This is a genomic window from Kroppenstedtia sanguinis (assembly GCF_050433445.1).
Classification (GTDB): domain Bacteria; phylum Bacillota; class Bacilli; order Thermoactinomycetales; family DSM-45169; genus Kroppenstedtia; species Kroppenstedtia sanguinis.
Genome location: NZ_JBNPXF010000023.1, coordinates 18,712 through 34,493 on the forward strand (window position 1 = coordinate 18,712; position 15,782 = coordinate 34,493).

Annotated in this window: 13 protein-coding genes and 1 pseudogene; 3 read left to right on the forward strand and 11 right to left on the reverse strand. The window is 43.8% G+C overall.

Annotation, left to right across the window (positions count from 1 at the left end; all coding sequences use genetic code 11):
- Positions 1–242: 242 nt before the first annotated feature.
- Positions 243–1,685, forward strand: coding sequence for a sodium:solute symporter family protein (locus tag JOD24_RS13000; protein WP_429247054.1), 1,443 nt, complete (start codon positions 243–245; stop codon positions 1,683–1,685).
- Between the two features lie 78 nt (positions 1,686–1,763).
- On the opposite strand, the gene JOD24_RS13005 is transcribed toward JOD24_RS13000, so the two are convergent.
- From JOD24_RS13005 to pilM, 8 genes and pseudogenes are all read right to left on the reverse strand, one after another.
- Positions 1,764–2,465: a LutC/YkgG family protein gene (locus tag JOD24_RS13005; RefSeq protein ID WP_047184507.1), complete on the reverse strand. Its 702-nt coding sequence runs from the start codon at positions 2,463–2,465 to the stop codon at positions 1,764–1,766.
- A complete protein-coding gene (locus tag JOD24_RS13010) occupies positions 2,449–3,885 on the reverse strand; it encodes a LutB/LldF family L-lactate oxidation iron-sulfur protein (RefSeq protein WP_429247055.1) in 1,437 nt (478 codons plus the stop codon). Before JOD24_RS13010 ends, JOD24_RS13005 begins: the two co-directional genes overlap by 17 nt.
- Positions 3,886–3,902: 17 nt before the next feature.
- The gene (locus tag JOD24_RS13015) at positions 3,903–4,619 is read right to left on the reverse strand and encodes a (Fe-S)-binding protein (RefSeq protein ID WP_047184536.1); all 717 of its coding nucleotides are present in this window, start codon (positions 4,617–4,619) and stop codon (positions 3,903–3,905) included.
- A gap of 41 nt (positions 4,620–4,660) precedes the next feature.
- Positions 4,661–5,374 carry a FadR/GntR family transcriptional regulator gene (locus JOD24_RS13020; RefSeq protein ID WP_047184505.1) on the reverse strand — a complete coding sequence of 238 codons (714 nt, stop codon included), beginning with the start codon at positions 5,372–5,374 and terminating at the stop codon, positions 4,661–4,663.
- 212 nt (positions 5,375–5,586) lie between these two features.
- Complete coding sequence (locus JOD24_RS13025; RefSeq protein WP_047184504.1) at positions 5,587–6,888, reverse strand: MFS transporter; 1,302 nt, start codon at positions 6,886–6,888, stop codon at positions 5,587–5,589.
- Between the two features lie 369 nt (positions 6,889–7,257).
- On the reverse strand, positions 7,258–7,824 hold the full coding sequence (locus JOD24_RS13030; RefSeq protein ID WP_060668415.1) for an NADPH-dependent FMN reductase: 567 nt from the start codon (positions 7,822–7,824) through the stop codon (positions 7,258–7,260).
- A 12-nt stretch (positions 7,825–7,836) separates the two neighbouring features.
- Positions 7,837–8,073: pseudogene (locus tag JOD24_RS13035) on the reverse strand (LLM class flavin-dependent oxidoreductase); the annotation flags it as partial.
- 545 nt (positions 8,074–8,618) lie between these two features.
- On the reverse strand, positions 8,619–9,623 hold the full coding sequence (gene pilM / locus JOD24_RS13040) for a type IV pilus biogenesis protein PilM (protein WP_429247056.1): 1,005 nt from the start codon (positions 9,621–9,623) through the stop codon (positions 8,619–8,621).
- Between the two features lie 533 nt (positions 9,624–10,156).
- On the opposite strand from pilM, the gene JOD24_RS13045 reads away from it, so the two are divergent.
- The gene (locus JOD24_RS13045) at positions 10,157–10,732 is read left to right on the forward strand and encodes a L,D-transpeptidase family protein (protein WP_429247057.1); all 576 of its coding nucleotides are present in this window, start codon (positions 10,157–10,159) and stop codon (positions 10,730–10,732) included.
- A gap of 60 nt (positions 10,733–10,792) precedes the next feature.
- Here JOD24_RS13045 and JOD24_RS13050 read toward each other — a convergent pair whose 3' ends face one another.
- From JOD24_RS13050 to nadC, 3 genes are all read right to left on the reverse strand, one after another.
- Positions 10,793–11,683: a DUF6612 family protein gene (locus tag JOD24_RS13050; protein WP_429247058.1), complete on the reverse strand. Its 891-nt coding sequence runs from the start codon at positions 11,681–11,683 to the stop codon at positions 10,793–10,795.
- A gap of 508 nt (positions 11,684–12,191) precedes the next feature.
- Positions 12,192–13,301, reverse strand: a complete 1,110-nt coding sequence (gene nadA / locus JOD24_RS13055) for a quinolinate synthase NadA (RefSeq protein ID WP_429247059.1) — start codon at positions 13,299–13,301, stop codon at positions 12,192–12,194.
- Complete coding sequence (nadC, locus tag JOD24_RS13060; protein ID WP_429247060.1) at positions 13,298–14,143, reverse strand: carboxylating nicotinate-nucleotide diphosphorylase; 846 nt, start codon at positions 14,141–14,143, stop codon at positions 13,298–13,300. Before nadC ends, nadA begins: the two co-directional genes overlap by 4 nt.
- Before the next feature lie 415 nt (positions 14,144–14,558).
- Between nadC and JOD24_RS13065 the strand changes: the two genes are divergently transcribed.
- On the forward strand, positions 14,559–15,707 hold the full coding sequence (locus JOD24_RS13065; protein ID WP_429247061.1) for a cysteine desulfurase family protein: 1,149 nt from the start codon (positions 14,559–14,561) through the stop codon (positions 15,705–15,707).
- Positions 15,708–15,782: the final 75 nt, after the last annotated feature.

Genomic DNA, 15,782 nt, shown 5'->3' on the forward strand with positions numbered 1-15,782 from the left:
ATTAAAAGCATTATCTATTATTCTATTAACAAAATTTTTTTATAGAAAGTAGGTTTTATCTTGAAAGGAGAATTAAAATGGGGGCTTATGATTTTATTTTTTGTTCTTATAGCGTATATCCTCCCCTATACGCTTTTAACAAATGTTACAAAATGGTATGGGAGTTTCTTTGTTTGGATCATCCTAGCCGTCATCGTTATTGGGATTAATTATTTTATAACAAAGGATTGGGGTAAAGAAAAATGAGTACAACTTTAGTATGGAGCGCCATTGTTATATATGTCGCAGTTGCCATTCTCATTGCATTTTTATCAAGGTCTGGAAAACAAAATAACATGAATAGTTACTTTCTTGGAGACCGAAAGATGAATGGGTTTGTATCTGCGCTTAGTTATAGTGCCACAACTTATAGTGCGTTCATGTTAGTAGGACTCGCCGGTCTTACTTATAATGGTGGAGTTGGAGCATTAGGTTTTGAACTGATTTATTTAATGGGGGTTTCCCTTGTTGCCTTTTTTGGACCAAGGTTTTGGAAGGTAGGAAAGAAATTTGGGTATGTAACTCCATCCGAAATGCTAGGTGATCGCTATGATAGTAAAACAGTAGCGATTCTCGTTGCTGTCTCGAACTGTATTTTTTTAATTCCTTATAGTGCGGTTCAATTATCAGGTGTTGGTTACTTATTACAAGGTGTGACAAATAATGCTATTTCCTTTTCTACTGGTGTTATTCTTGCTACAGCATTAGCTATCTTCTTCACTTATATCGCAGGAATTAGATCAGTGGCATGGACAGACTCCCTACAGGCACTTTTTATGATTATTACTTCTACTATTGTAGTGCTAGTATTAATTAAAGGGCTCGGTGGTTTTAGCGGTTTCTTTGGCACACTTGAAACAAAATATCCTGAATATTTAACCGTGCCCGGAAATGGCTTTTTTAGCTTTCTAAACTTTTTAGGTTTAAGTCTACCTTGGTTTTTCTTTAGCTTATCCAATCCACAGGTTAGTCAAAGATTGTACATGCCTTCATCACTAAAAAGTATGAGGCATATGCTTATGGGATTTTTGATATTTGGATTGATTTATACGATTGTGGCAATTATTTGGGGGTATTCCGCTTTAATCATGTTTCCAAATTTAGAAAATGCGGACATGGCAACACCATTAGTTCTTCAATCAGATCTAATACCGCCAATTTTGGGGGCTATCGTTATGGTAGGAATTATGGCAGCTGCCATTTCGACTATTGATTCCATTTTACTTACCCTTTCATCTTTGTTTGCTAGGGATGTATATGGGAACGTGAAGAAGAATACAAGTGATTCCGCACAACTTAAAGTTGGTAAATTTATCATTCCTGTAATAGCAGCTTTAGCATTTATCTTTTCGCTAATGGAAGTTAACCTGATTGCAGTTTTATCTGTTTCTTCCTCCGCTGGTTTGTTAGTAGTTGTACCAGCCATAATCGGGGCGTTCTTTTGGAAGCGTGGAACGGCAGCTGGGGTTATTTCTAGTGTAGTAGTTAGTGGATTCATTGTTATTATCCTGGAATTGATGCAAATAAAGCCTTTAGGTTTAGCTTCCGGACTTTGGGGTATTCTTATTTCAACCATCCTTTTCATCAGTGTAAGTTTGCTGACAAAAGCACCGGAAGAGAAGGCGAAGGGGTTCTTATCTGTATAATATAAAGTTTAGAAGAGATTAGGGACATAGGAAAGTCTAAAAACTATCCTATGTCCTATTGAAGTTAGTGTGATCATTTTAATCCACTAAAATGTAAGTTGCTTTCACCGGACCATGAACTCCAACAATTAAATTCATTTCAATATCCGCACTATTACTTGGCCCAGATATAAAACTTACATAAGATGCAACAGTCTCCCCTTTAAGCGTTGCCTCATGAATTTGATTAGCTGCTTGTGTCATGCGAGGAACAAGCGTACTTTTTGGAATAATGGCTATATACGTTTTGGGTAATAAACTAATGGAGCGGCCATTATTTTTATTATTAAATAATGTCACAGTAGCGGATTCAGCTAATGTAATATCACTAAATGTAATTCCTACATCTGCCTGTTCCGCAATTACCTGATTTCCCTTTCCTAATTCGGGATCCCAAATATGAACATTTACATTTTCATCTAAATTTTTATAAAAACGGTTTAGTCCATATTTCTCATTACGAGGATCATTGGATACTATAATCGACTTTCCATCATATTTCCTAATCGTTTCTTCAAGAACTATTGGTAATTCCATCTGATCTGTTTGTATAAAATCAGTATGGATAGCTTCACACTGTTTTTCTAAAACTTCAACCAATTCATCCTGCGATGCCCCTTTAAATACTTCATATTGAGGATAAACGCTCCAATCAGGCCGTGCTACCCCTTGGGTTCGACGTGGCCTGTTAAGTCTATCGGCTAGATTATTTAAAAATGACTCCTTATTTTGAACGTTCATGTTGTTCACTCTCTCTTTCTTTAAACCAAGCACGAAATGACTTTTTGCTAGGGGCAGGAAAATCACGTACATCTGTCCATCTTTTTAGAGGCCCTGGTCCATTTTCAATCATGTCCTCGTCTTTGATCCATGGGATTAAAGCAGGCCTTGCTAATTTAGTACTTATTTTATAAGCGGCAGGACTTGATGACCATTTAGCAAACCCATTCATCAAAATCTTTTCAGTCATTGGTGCCTTATTCTCCCTTTCCACGATAATTTGTCGGTGGCGGATAAGCATTTCATGTAATGGAATTTTAACTGGACATGCTTCTGTACAAGCACCACATAAAGAAGATGCATAAGGAAGTTCTTTATGATCATCATATCCATCCAATAACGGCGTAATAACCGCACCAATTGGTCCTGGATAAATGGAATTGTATGCATGACCTCCAACATGTCGGTAAACTGGACAAACATTGATACAGGACGCACAGCGTATACAATGAAGAGCAGCTTGAAATTCCGTTCCTAAAATTTTCGAACGACCATTATCAACAATAACTAGATGATAATCATCAGGGCCATCTACTTCATCCTCTAAGCGCGCCCCACCATAGGTTGTGATATAACTAGTTAACTTTTGTCCAACAGCCGATCTCGTTAATAAACTAACAAGTACTTCCATTTCCTCCCATGTAGGGACAATGCGTTCCATCCCCATCACCGTGATAACAGTATCTGGAAGGGTAGTTACCATTTCTGCATTTCCTTCATTCGTTACTAACGTAATTGCTCCTGATTCTGCTATAGCGAAGTTGCATCCCGTAATACCAACATCAGCAGATAAGAAATCTTTACGTAATTCCTTTCTAGCAAAAGCAGCAAGCTCTTCTGGGTCATCGGATTTATCATACCCTCTTTTTTTGGCAAAAATATCGCGGATTTGCTCCTTGTTCTTATGTAAAGCAGGGGTAACAATATGAGAAGGTGCTTCCTCATCCAACTGCAAAATCCATTCTCCAAGATCTGACTCGACTACCTCCACCCCTAAATCCTTTATCGCTTTATTTAAACCAATTTCTTCCGTTACCATAGACTTCGCTTTCACTACTTTTCTGGCGTTTTTCTTTTTAACGACATTCTGAATATAATGGTTCGCTTCTTCAGCAGTCTCCGCGAAATAGACATTTCCACCTTTATTAGAAACTGCATCGCTCAATTGCTGTAAATAGAAATCAATATTTTCTATTGTATGTGTACGAATTTCTTCTCCTAACCTGCGCCAATCTTCCCAGTTTCCAAGTTCTTCTGCTTGAGAAAGTCTTCCAGCTCTAAATCTCCCTTGTGCGGAAGAAACGGCTTCACGCATGAAATCATTCTCAATCCCTTTTGTTATACGTTCATTATACGGAGCTTCCCCAATTTTAACGCTCATGTAAACTCCTCCATCCATTAGTGAGTATTTAATATTTCTGTAATATGGATAACTTCTACTTGTTTCCCTTCTCTACGCATTCTTCCACCTATATTCATAAGACATCCCATATCACCACCAACCAAGTAATCCGCTCCTGTCTCGGATACATGCCTTGATTTTTCTTTTACCATTTCCCGAGATATGTCAGGGTTTTTCACCGAGAATGTTCCACCAAAGCCACAGCAATCTTCTGCAACGGGAAGTTCAATTAATTCAACTCCCTTAACATTTTGCAAAAGTTTCCTTGGCTGATCCTTAACACCAAGAATTCTTGTCATATGGCATGATGGATGATAGGTCACTCTTCCTTTAAATGTGGAACCAACATCTGTTATTCCAAGAACATCAACAAGAAATTGCGTTAATTCATAGGATTTATTGGCAAGATCCCTTGCATCCTCCTCCCACTCTTTATCTCCCGCAAATATCTTGGGGTATTCTTTTAACATTCCAATACATGATCCAGAAGGACCTACGACATATTCCGAATCTCTGAAACTCCTCATCATCTGTTTCATAGATTGTTTTGCTTCTTTTAAATAACCACTATTAAAAGCTGGTTGACCACAACAAGTCTGGGATGCAGGAAAATCCACCGCACAGCCAGCTCTTTCTAAAATCTCAACCGTATTTTTTCCAACGTCTGTAAAAAACATATCACTTAAACATGTAATAAATAAGGATACTTTCAAACCTCTCACCTCTTCATTATGTAGACTACCAAGATAGCTTCTTACCATTTATCAATATGTTTAAATAGATCTTTATTTACCTCTTCTAAATGATCATGCATACATTGCCCCGCAAGTTCTGAATCCCTATCTTTTAAAGCATTAAAAATCCTTTCATGTTCCAAATATAACTTTTCAGATCGCCCCTGCGAATATAACAAGACTTTCCTTGTTTCACGAATGGATTCGGTAAGTAGATCGGACACACTACTCATTAGGTTGATAAGTAACTGATTATGTGTTGCACTTGCAATCGCCATATGAAAATCGGTATCCGCACTTGCTGCTAGTTCATCATTATCTTTTGCATTTTTCATAACAATTAGTGCCTTTTCTATTGGCATTAAATCTTCCTCTTTATAAACTTTTGCAGCAAGGCTGGCTGTTCCTACCTCTAATATTTTCCGTAGTTCATACAACTCTTTAACATCGTTTTTCTTCATTAAAAAAGCTGTAGTAACAGGCAAAGTGAATCTAGACGGGTCAAAATCCTTTACATAAGTCCCTTCCCCTTGTCTCATCTCAAGTAACCCCATTGAACGAAGTCCGCTAAGTGCTTCCCGAATAGCAGATCTACCAACATCAAAATGATTTGCCAGTTTTTCAACAGAATCTAACTTATCCCCCGGTTTTAGTTGTTTATTTTTAATCATCTCGATTAAAGAATCTGCCACTTCTTCGTAGATTTTTCGCTTTCTTATTTTTTTATATTCCAATTCATGTTCAACCCCTGTTCATAGTTGTTGGATTTCTTAAATCTATTAAATCCCTTCTAGTTGTGATGATAATCTATTGTTATATTTTTTGATACAATGGTTCACTCCTAAAGAAAGTAATCTGGCAAAATTTTAATGTTTAATCAGCGAGGCATAATACCTTGCCGATTTTGTTTTTAAATGAAGTAGAAACAGAATCCTTCCAACAAAACTTAACCGCTAACTTCTTCAAGATTTGAATCACTTTGCTCCTTCACTTGACCATTACCTTTGATCGAAATAATCGCAATGAAACTGACTAATGCAGCTAAAATCATATAAAGCGCAACCGGTACGTAAGAATTGTTAAAAGTGGCTAATAATGTTGTTGCCACAAGCGGAGCCGTTCCTCCTGCAAATGCCGCACCAAGCTGATATCCTAACGAAATCCCGGTATTACGTATTTTCGCCGGGAAAAATTCCGACATCATCGTTCCCTGGACAGCATTGAGGGAACCCCAGATGAATCCCAAACCAATAACCGTTGCTAAAATAAGTAAAAATACCGAACCTTGTTGCAGCATCCAGAAATATGGAAAAGCATATAATACAGTCGCCACAATACCAAATAGGTAAATTCTCTTTCTACCAATTCGATCTGATAGATGTCCAATAATCGGAATAAGAATCGTAGCAACTAAGGAGCCAATTACAACCGCATTCAAAGCCTCGGACTCATTGAATGACAAATTGGATGTTGCATAAGAAACGATAAATGTTCCATATATGTAGAATGGTGCCGTTTCAACTACTTTTGCCCCCATCGCGATTAACACTGCTTTCCAATGGTAACGTAATGTATCTGCAATCGGAAGCCTTGATATTTCACCCGCCTCTTGGGCTTTTTTAAATGCGGGAGTTTCATCAATACCTTTCCTAATCCATAAACCGAATAAAACAAGTAAGACACTTAATAAAAACGGTACACGCCATCCCCAAGACATGAACTGCTCATCTGGTAGAAGTGTCATCACCGACATAACCAAGGAACCTAAAATCAATCCCAGGGAAATCCCTATTTGCGGCACACTTCCAAATAACCCCTTTCTATTTTTCGGTGCATATTCTACCGCTAACAGTACAGAACCGCCCCATTCGCCACCAAGTGCCAACCCTTGCACGAAACGTAAACAAGTTAGAAAAATTGGCGCCCAAATACCAATCACTTGATAAGTAGGCAGCAACCCCATACCAAAGGTAGATAAGCCCATTAAACTGAGCGTTAGTACTAACGTCTTTTTCCTACCTAAACGGTCCCCAATATGACTAAAAAGGACTCCACCGATAGGTCGTAAGAAAAAAGCAACTGAAAAGGAAGTATACGCAATAATTAACCCCAATACTGGATCCTCACTTACGAAGAATAACTGGTTAAAAACTAAGGCAGCAACCGTACCGTATAAAAAGTAATCAAACCACTCGATCGCACTACCTATTAAACTAGCACAAAGTACCCTTACATTCCCCTTTAACATTGTGTTTCTCCCCCCAATTAATTAATTCACCCCAATTTAAATCGCTTACAATACTTGGACAGTTCATATGTTTGCCAACTCATCAGATGACCCGATAACCTTATGTTCGTATTCTATCATGAGTTTTAGGGCTTGTAAATATCATTTTCAAAGGAAATGAATTATTCAGTATATTCCATTTTACTTGGTTTTAATAACTTAAAAGTTGTTGTAACAGTACTTTTATCTTACTCATAAGTGCAACAATACAATTGGGGTTACATATAACTTTTATGAATCATAAATCAAATTCAACTTAAAAAAAGACAGGAATCTTCCCCCAAGGAAATAATCCTGTCTTTCATTCTAAATTGTGTCACTTTTTTCTTCTTAAAAATCATACTCCTCTTCCTTAGCCTTACGAATATTCGTATAGGTTTCAGTTAACACTACTGTATCTTCGACTAAGCGTTGGATCCGGAAGATAATATCATCGTTGATTATTTCTTTCCTATAAAAGTCCTTTTCTTCAATAAATACATACGATTGAACAACTTGTGCTTTCATATAAGATAAAATTGGTTTTAATTGTTGTTCTACGATTAAATAATGTTTGGATGATCCAGCGGTAACAAGGATACCTACGATTTTGTCCCAAAATGATTTTTCAGGAAGCAAATCAAATATATTTTTCAATGTAGCTGGAATCGATGCTTGAAATATAGGTGTTCCAATTATGATGGCATCTGCCTCCATAATTTGTTTTGTAACGTATCCAGTATCACCTTCATATTCCAAATAATTTCGCCCATCACTAAATTGAATATCGTAATCTGCTAGGTCAATTAGATTAAATTCTACTTCTGGATATTTTTCTAAGATTTCTTTGGATAGGTAATTCATTGCTGTTCTAGTTTTAGAACCCACAATGGAACCAGATAAACCTACTATTTTCACACTTATTACCTCCTATTGTTTTGCTGTATATTTTTTAATAGCCGGTACAATTTCGGTACCAATAATTTCAATATTTTTCATTATCCTGTCAAACGGAACGCCGCCAAATTCCAATTGTGCCATGTATCGTTGATGACCAAATTGTTCATGTTGATACAATATCTTTTCAATAATTTCTTGAGGGCTTCCCACAAGCATGACACTCCGTTTGTCCGCTCCTTGTGCAAATAGTTGCTTAGCAAACCCTCGTTGCACTTTCAGTAAAAAATGGAAGTGTAGGATTTGCGCCCCTCGATCCATTTTCTGTGGTGGAGTGCCCCCGGCACAATTCTTGCCCAAACAGTCCAGAGAGACTTCTTCCACATGAGTATCTTTTTTCAAGGATTCCAGAAAGGCAGACGCCTCGGACAGGGAGGGAAACACCGCCCATCCGTCCATTCGCCGTCCGTCGGCTTCCGCATGGAAAAGCTCCACACCGGCAGGGAGGTGATCATTGACCCATTGCAAACCCTCCGCCCACAAAATTCGGTTTTTCTCCAATGCCTCTACCGCATCTCGGTAGCCGACTTCCGGACCAAAACGCTTCATAAATCTCTGGTGGGAATCCACCATCTCCCGCTCTTCCTGAAACGCCTGCATCTGGGCCCGATGGTTTTCTTCCATTTCAATGACTTTCAGGTACTGCTGATTTAAGTACCACCCCATAAAGAAAGCAAAGTTCAGCAACCAGAGCAGGATCAGGATCCATCCCAGCCGGAAATAACGTCTTCCCGCCGGAACCGGCGGCATCAAATTCATTCGCCGTACACGCCGCTCAGTGCCGCTCCCAAGGGGACGGACAAGGCGGTCTCCAGCCAGGGAGAAGATTGAAGGCTCATCTCCTCCTCCATGATCTCCCATGGGCCGATCCCCAGGCGAATCGGGGGAGTCTCCCTGGTCTTCATCCAGTCGAGCAGTTGATTCAGGTCGATCCCCGTCCCTGTCAGAGTCCACACTCGACCCGGTTTCCACAGTTCGCGTCTCATCCAATCCGGACCCTCCTTTCTCAGTGCGTCTAGGAGCGCATAGCCATAAGCAGCCACAGGATCCGGCTCTGATAATACCGGGGTCAGGGGGTCCACTCCAGGACGAACCCCTTCCCTCACAAAGGAGTCCATCCCCAAAGATAGGTAGATTCCTCCCTGCAACACTCCATGGTGGAATAGATTGACCTCCACTCCTTCCTCGGAGACATGGAGGCTAACCAAGCGGGGCAAGGATTCCTCAGCGGAAAAATGGAGCCACCGTTGCAAACTGTGAGCCGCCAAATCGATGGTGACCGGCTCCAAACCACAACAACCGATCAGATTCACCAGCTGCTCCACATAAGAACGAGAGGTGACCGCCACCACCACAGCCTGGCGATCCCCTTCCTGCCAGATCGGACCGATCGGCTGATAATCGAAATGAGGATCGTCATAAGGGAGATCCCACTCCGGAAGCACTTTTTTTTCAATCCACCGTCGCATCCGGGAGGAACGCATCTCAGGAATATTCCATACCCCGGTAGTCACATGTCGGTTACTGAGCGTGAGATGAACCCGATGAGTCCGGAAATGTCGATTCAATAGGGCATCCCGCAGGGATTGTATCAGTTCATCCCGATCCACCGCAGTCCGCTCTTCCTGCCAGACCGGTAACAGGGGATGAACCACATATTGGGTCAGGCGTATCCGACGCAGGCTTTTTTTCATCTCCACTAATTTAAATAGAGAATCATCCATTTCAATTCCCAGAGAGAAACGTGGCAACAGAGGCATGTTCACTAACTCCTCTACCATCTTCGAAGTCAACTATCTTTTATTTCTTTGATACCCGAGAGAGAAATCCTTTTCTGCTCTTTGTGTTTTTCATATAAAAAAGAAAATTAGTTCTTCCAGTCTAAGTCTTTCCGTCGATCCTACTCTGCCTTTTCCCACAAACTACCTTAAAAAGGGAATCCCGCATCCATCCAGGGTTTCCCTTGATGAATCAGTAAACAGAAGTACTGAAGAGGAAGAAGGCGCGCGAAGAAAAACGGCAGGGATTTTTCCGGGAAAACAACCTTTTTCCGCTCTTAACCCATCTACCCCGACACTTCTTTCCTATATATGATGAAGATAGGATAAACAACCATATTTGGTGACGGAGGATAAAACCCATCCGCCACCTGCATAGAGAGAGGGGAAACAAAATAAATAAGTTAGCGTCCTGGGGAACGTGGGGAATCTCTATATTACTTACCACTACCCTATTTTTAGGTGGAACGGTTCCCACTGTACAAGCAAGCACCTCCACCCGGCCTTGGATCGAGGTGGATAAAGCAACCAACCGACTCACTCTTCATCAAGGAAGAAAAGCCGCCAAAACCTATACTGTGGCGACTGGCCGGTCTCAGAACTTAACGCCTGAGGGTACTTTTAAAGTTGTGACGAAATTCATCAAACCCGGCTGGAAAGGGATTGCCGGAGGATTGCCGAAAAACCCCTTGGGCGAACGATGGATCGGGATTCAAGTCAATGGAGACCAAGGCCGCACTTACGGAATTCACGGGACCAACCACCCGAATTCCATCGGCACCCACGCCTCCAGCGGTTGTGTTCGAATGAAAAACCGAGATGTGATCGACCTGTACAAGCGGGTACCCGCGGGAACCAAGGTCAAGATTCATAACGGAAAGCCAAATCCCAAGGTAACCACAACCTCAGGAAAGGTAACAGTGACTGCCCAACTCGCCAACATCCGCAAAGCCCCCTCTATGAGCGGACAGGTTTTGCAACGGGTAGTCGGTGGCAAGCAACTCAAAGCTATCGGCAAAAAGGGAAACTGGGTGAAAATTCGCCTAAAGAACGGCCAAATCGCCTTTATCCATCAAAACATCGTCCGCTGAAAGGACAACCAGTAAAGGCGCCCCGAAATGGGGTGCCTTTACTGGTTTTGTACAGGACATTTACATGGAGATTTCCCGTGCTTGATCCTTCACTTCCTGAGGCACTTCAATCGTTCCGTTAAATTTGCCAGTCATGGTGGTGGTGGTGGACTGTTCCATTTTGATGACACCGGACACTCCACTTTCTTGAATCGGAAGCTCCAGTTCCATGGACTGATCCACTTTCTTTTGCTCATAGGTTTTCCGATCAATATGATAGACCTGCTCCAGTGCGTTCAGTTTGATGTCCGTTTCTTTGACGCTCACACCTACTTGTTTCATCGCCGGAACCAAGGCACCGGAGAGTTGCTGCATCATCATATCTTTGATCTCTTTTTGTTCATCCGTCACTTTCAGTGTGATGATATACTCCTCATCCGTTTCTTCCATCTCAAAGGGGCTGTCTTGATCTCCCTTGAACTTGGAGAAGATGTCCTCCAGCATTTCCAAAGCCTTGGAAGGGTCCTCCGCCTGACCGCCGGTGGCTTTCCCCAAATCGGCACCTTTTCCTTTCACCCAGGTTCCGTCCAACTGCTGATAGATTTCATCCCCCACCTGGTAGGCTTCCATCTTGCTTGATTCCCCGCCCCCTTCTACTGTACCCGAAAATTGCATGGCTGCCGGGTTGTTGGTCATTTTGGCATCGATGTTGACTTTTTGATCGATTCCTTGAGTCTGACCCTCTGCTTCCAACTGGATTTTCTGGTCACCCTCCATCTTGTAGGTGAGTCCTTTTGCTTCCTTTGTCACTTTTTGAGTTTTTGCAATCACTTGCCGGGTGGTCAACTTCTTCGCCGGCTCCTTCTCTTCCTTCTCCTCCCCCTTTTCCGCAGCAGGGCTTTGAGACAGGCAACCTGTGAACAGAAGGACTATTGGCAACGAAATCGCTAACAAACGGGATAAACGCAACATAGATGAATCCTCTCCCTACTCTGAAAATGGTAATCACCGAGTATGCTGATTCGCCTGATTTGAGGTAGGAAGTCCAATGCACCCCAGAGCTACTTCTACTCCCTCATCTCCCTGTGGCATAAGGAGAGAACGAACGCTTTTAAGCAGGATCCGTATCTTGTGGTAGGACGACTTTTTCACAATGCTTCCAGGCGACCTCTCTAAGACTTCTCCGCTACTTATTTAGGGCCTCAGCCCCTTTGGATTGTAGTGCCTGTGGTGCATCCTTGTTTTTCTGATTGTAGTGCCTATGGTGCATCCTTATTTTTCAAATTGTTGTGCCTATGGTGCATCCTTATTTTTCAGATTGTAGTGCCTATGGTGCATCCTCGATTTTAAAATGATTGTGATGGAACGCCTACCTTCCGACTCCTGTTTTCTGATGAATCAACAACCTCAGATGATTATACGAACGGATCCATTGTCACACAAATAACTCCATATTTCTAGTATAAATACCATTTTTATATCACGTAATCGACAACATTCGATCCAAGGCCTGTTTAGCCCAGTAGGAGGTCTCTGGATCCACACTCACCTGATTGACCGGATGGCCTTCCAGCAAGCTCTCTAAAGCCCACAGCAGATGCGGAAGATCAATCCGATTCATAGTCAGACAAGGACACATCGTTCGACTGAGAAGCTGGATCTGCTGTTCGGGATGATTTTGGGCGAGTCGTTGCACTAGATTCACCTCGGTACCTACAGCCCATTTGCTTCCGGGAGCAGCCTGTTGAATCCGGTGAATAATGTAGCTGGTAGATCCCTTTTCATCAGCGGCCTGAACCACATCAAAGGTACACTCGGGATGGACAATCACTCGGGTTTCCTGATCCTGCTCCCGCATTTGGCGAATCTGATCCACAGTAAATTTGGTATGAACCGAGCAAAATCCCTTCCACAACAGAACACGAAGCTCCTCCATCGGTCCCTTCACTTCCTCCCACTGTCCATAGATCGGATCCCAGACGGCCATCTGTTGCAAGGGGATTCCCATGGCATGGGAAGTGTTCCGTCCCAGGTGCTGATCCGGAAGGAACAGGATTCTCTTCTTTTGAGAAAAGGCCCATTTCAACACCCCTGCTGCGTTGGAAGAAGTACAGGTCACCCCACCATGACGACCGACAAAAGCCTTGATGTCAGCGGAGGAATTAACATAGGTCACAGGCAGGATCGTATCCCCCAGTTCTTGCTGCATCACTTCCCAAGCCTCTTCAAGCTCATCGATGGTAGCCATATCCGCCATAGAACAACCGGCTCTTCGGTCAGGGAGGATCACGATCTGCTCCTCCTTGGTCAGGATATCTGCCGTTTCAGCCATGAAATGAACGCCACAAAACACGATATAGCTGGCTCGGCTCTGCCTTTCAGCAATTCGGGCCAACTCCAGGGAGTCCCCAGTGAAATCGGCGAAGCGAAACACCTCGTCCCGCTGATAATGATGCCCCATCATCACCAAATCTCGGCCCAGTGTATCCTTGGCCTGCTGAATCCGCTCATCCATTTCCCTATTGGACAAGTGGCGGTAACTTTCTGGAAGAACAGATAAGTTCGCCCTTAACCGTTCCATATCGATCATCTCTCCTTCTCTTGAATCTCCAGACTGATATCCAAGGCTTGAACCGAATGAGTCAACCATCCCAAAGAGATGAAATCCACACCGGTCTTGGCCACTTCACGAGCAGTTTCAGGGGTGATGTTACCCGATGCTTCCGTCCAGACCCGACGACCACCCACGATGGATACAGCCTCCCGCAGGCACTCCGGGGCCATATTGTCCAACAGGATCCCATCCACATCGAGATCGGCTGCTTCCGCTACCTGTTCTAGAGTGTCTGCCTCCACCTCCACTTGAACCATGTGGCCCACCCGAGAGCGGACCTGCTCCACTGCTTTCCGCATACTGCCAACCACGGCGATATGGTTATCTTTGATCATCACTCCGTGACTGAGCCCTAATCGATGATTGATCCCACCCCCAGACCGGACCGCATACTTCTCCAGCATCCTCAGCCCCGGTGTGGTTTTTCGGGTATCCAATACCTGACAGTCCAATCCTTCCAGCACATCCACCACCTGACGAGTGACCGTGGCGATCCCGGACAGACGTTGCAAAAAATTGAGTGCCACCCGTTCCCCGGTGAGCAGAGCCTGGGTGGTTCCTACTATCCGGGCCAAGACGGCACCGGGAGAAACTCGCTCCCCCTCTGCCACCTCGCAGATCAACCGCATGTTTGGGTCCAATTGGCGAAAAACTTCTTCCACTACCGGCAATCCCGCCACCACCCCGTTTCCCTTTGCCAGGAAGATTCCTGTGGTTCTCTGCCCCACCGTCACCAGGGATTCCGTGGTCCAATCCCCTGCTCCGATATCTTCATTCAATGCTTCACTTACCAGCGGTCTCAGTTGTAACCGGTTCAACTGTCATCCCCTCCACAGATGATTTCATCTCGCTCCCTATATAGCGGGTGACAGAAAACTTCGATGCGAAGGTTCACCTCTGCCCACCTTTGCTCACACCCCACAATAAAAAGATTGTGAAATAATGATCATGTCGGTGCTCACATCTCTCCACACTGACCCTCTGGCGCACCTTCTCACCATGAGTCCCACCCACTGAACACTGCAAAATCGATACCATCTTGTGATTATATTCACAAATATTTCAACAAAAAGTCATCTCTATTCTCTCAGGAAGAGGGGATTTGTCAAGCTTTTTTGATCATTATTTCACAATAATGAATCCCCGCCCTCTCGGTTCTCGTTATCTATAACCGAAACCCACGCCAAATTCTCACGAACCATACCATCGGCCCATCACAGGAGGCTGACAAAAATGAAATCATTATATCTTGACCATGGGGCCACCACCCCCTTGCGAAAAGAAGTGCAAGAATCCATGGTCCGTGCCATGATGGAGACATTCGCCAATCCCGGAAGTCTTCACGATCCGGGACAACAAGCATTTGAATTAACTGAGGAAGCCCGGCTTCAGGTGGCTCAATCCATCGGCAGCTCCCCGCGGGAAATCCTGTTTACAGGTGGAGGAAGTGAAGCCAACAATATGGCCATCCTGGGAGCAGCCCGTAAACATCGACAACGGGGGAATCATATCATCACTACCCAAGTCGAACATCCCTCTGTGTTGGAAACCTGCCGCCAACTGGAACGTGAAGGATTCTCCGTCACATTTTTGCCCGTAGACGAGTGGGGAGGTATTCGGATCAGGGATCTGGAAAGAGCCATCACTCCCACAACCATTCTTATCTCAGTCATGGCCGCCAACAATGAGGTGGGAACCTTGCAGCCGATCCGCGAAGCTGCCTCTCTGTCAAAGGAGCGAGGCATCCTGTTTCACACTGACGCCATACAGTTCTTTGGGAAAATTCCTGTCAATGTGCGGGAATGGGGTGTCGATCTGTTTAGCCTCAGCGGCCATAAAGTGGGAGGACCCAAGGGAACGGGGGTTCTGTTTTTACGCAAGGGGGTACGGGTGGATCCAATCCTGTTCGGAGGGGGCCAAGAGCGGGGACTTCGTCCCGGTACCTTGAATGTGCCTGGAATTGTTGGACTGGGATCCGCCTGCCGACTGGCGGCCTCCGAAGTAAACCAGACTCGGGAAACTATGGCCCGATTACGGGATCTGCTATGGAAGCGAATCTGTAATGAGATAGGCGACACTCGTTTAAACGGGCATCCCCTTCACCGTCTCCCCAACAATCTGAATATCTCCTTTGATCGATTGGAGGGACAGGCCGTGCTTTTAGAATTGAACCGGTGGAATGTGGCGGTATCCAGTGGATCCGCCTGCAGTTCCGGAAAACAAGCACCTTCCCACGTCTTGAAAGCCATGGGGCAATCCGACGAAGCAGCCTACCAAAGTCTGCGAATCACCTGGGGACCCCAGACTACAGAAGAAGAAATCCACCTCCTGACCGAAAGATTAAAGAAGGCGGTTTCTGACCTCCGCTCCCGCCTCCCCTGATCCTCTTCATGAACTCTTTTACCATCAAAAATCGGGAAATATCTCACTTTCGCCAAGACAACCCTTTCGGTTTTT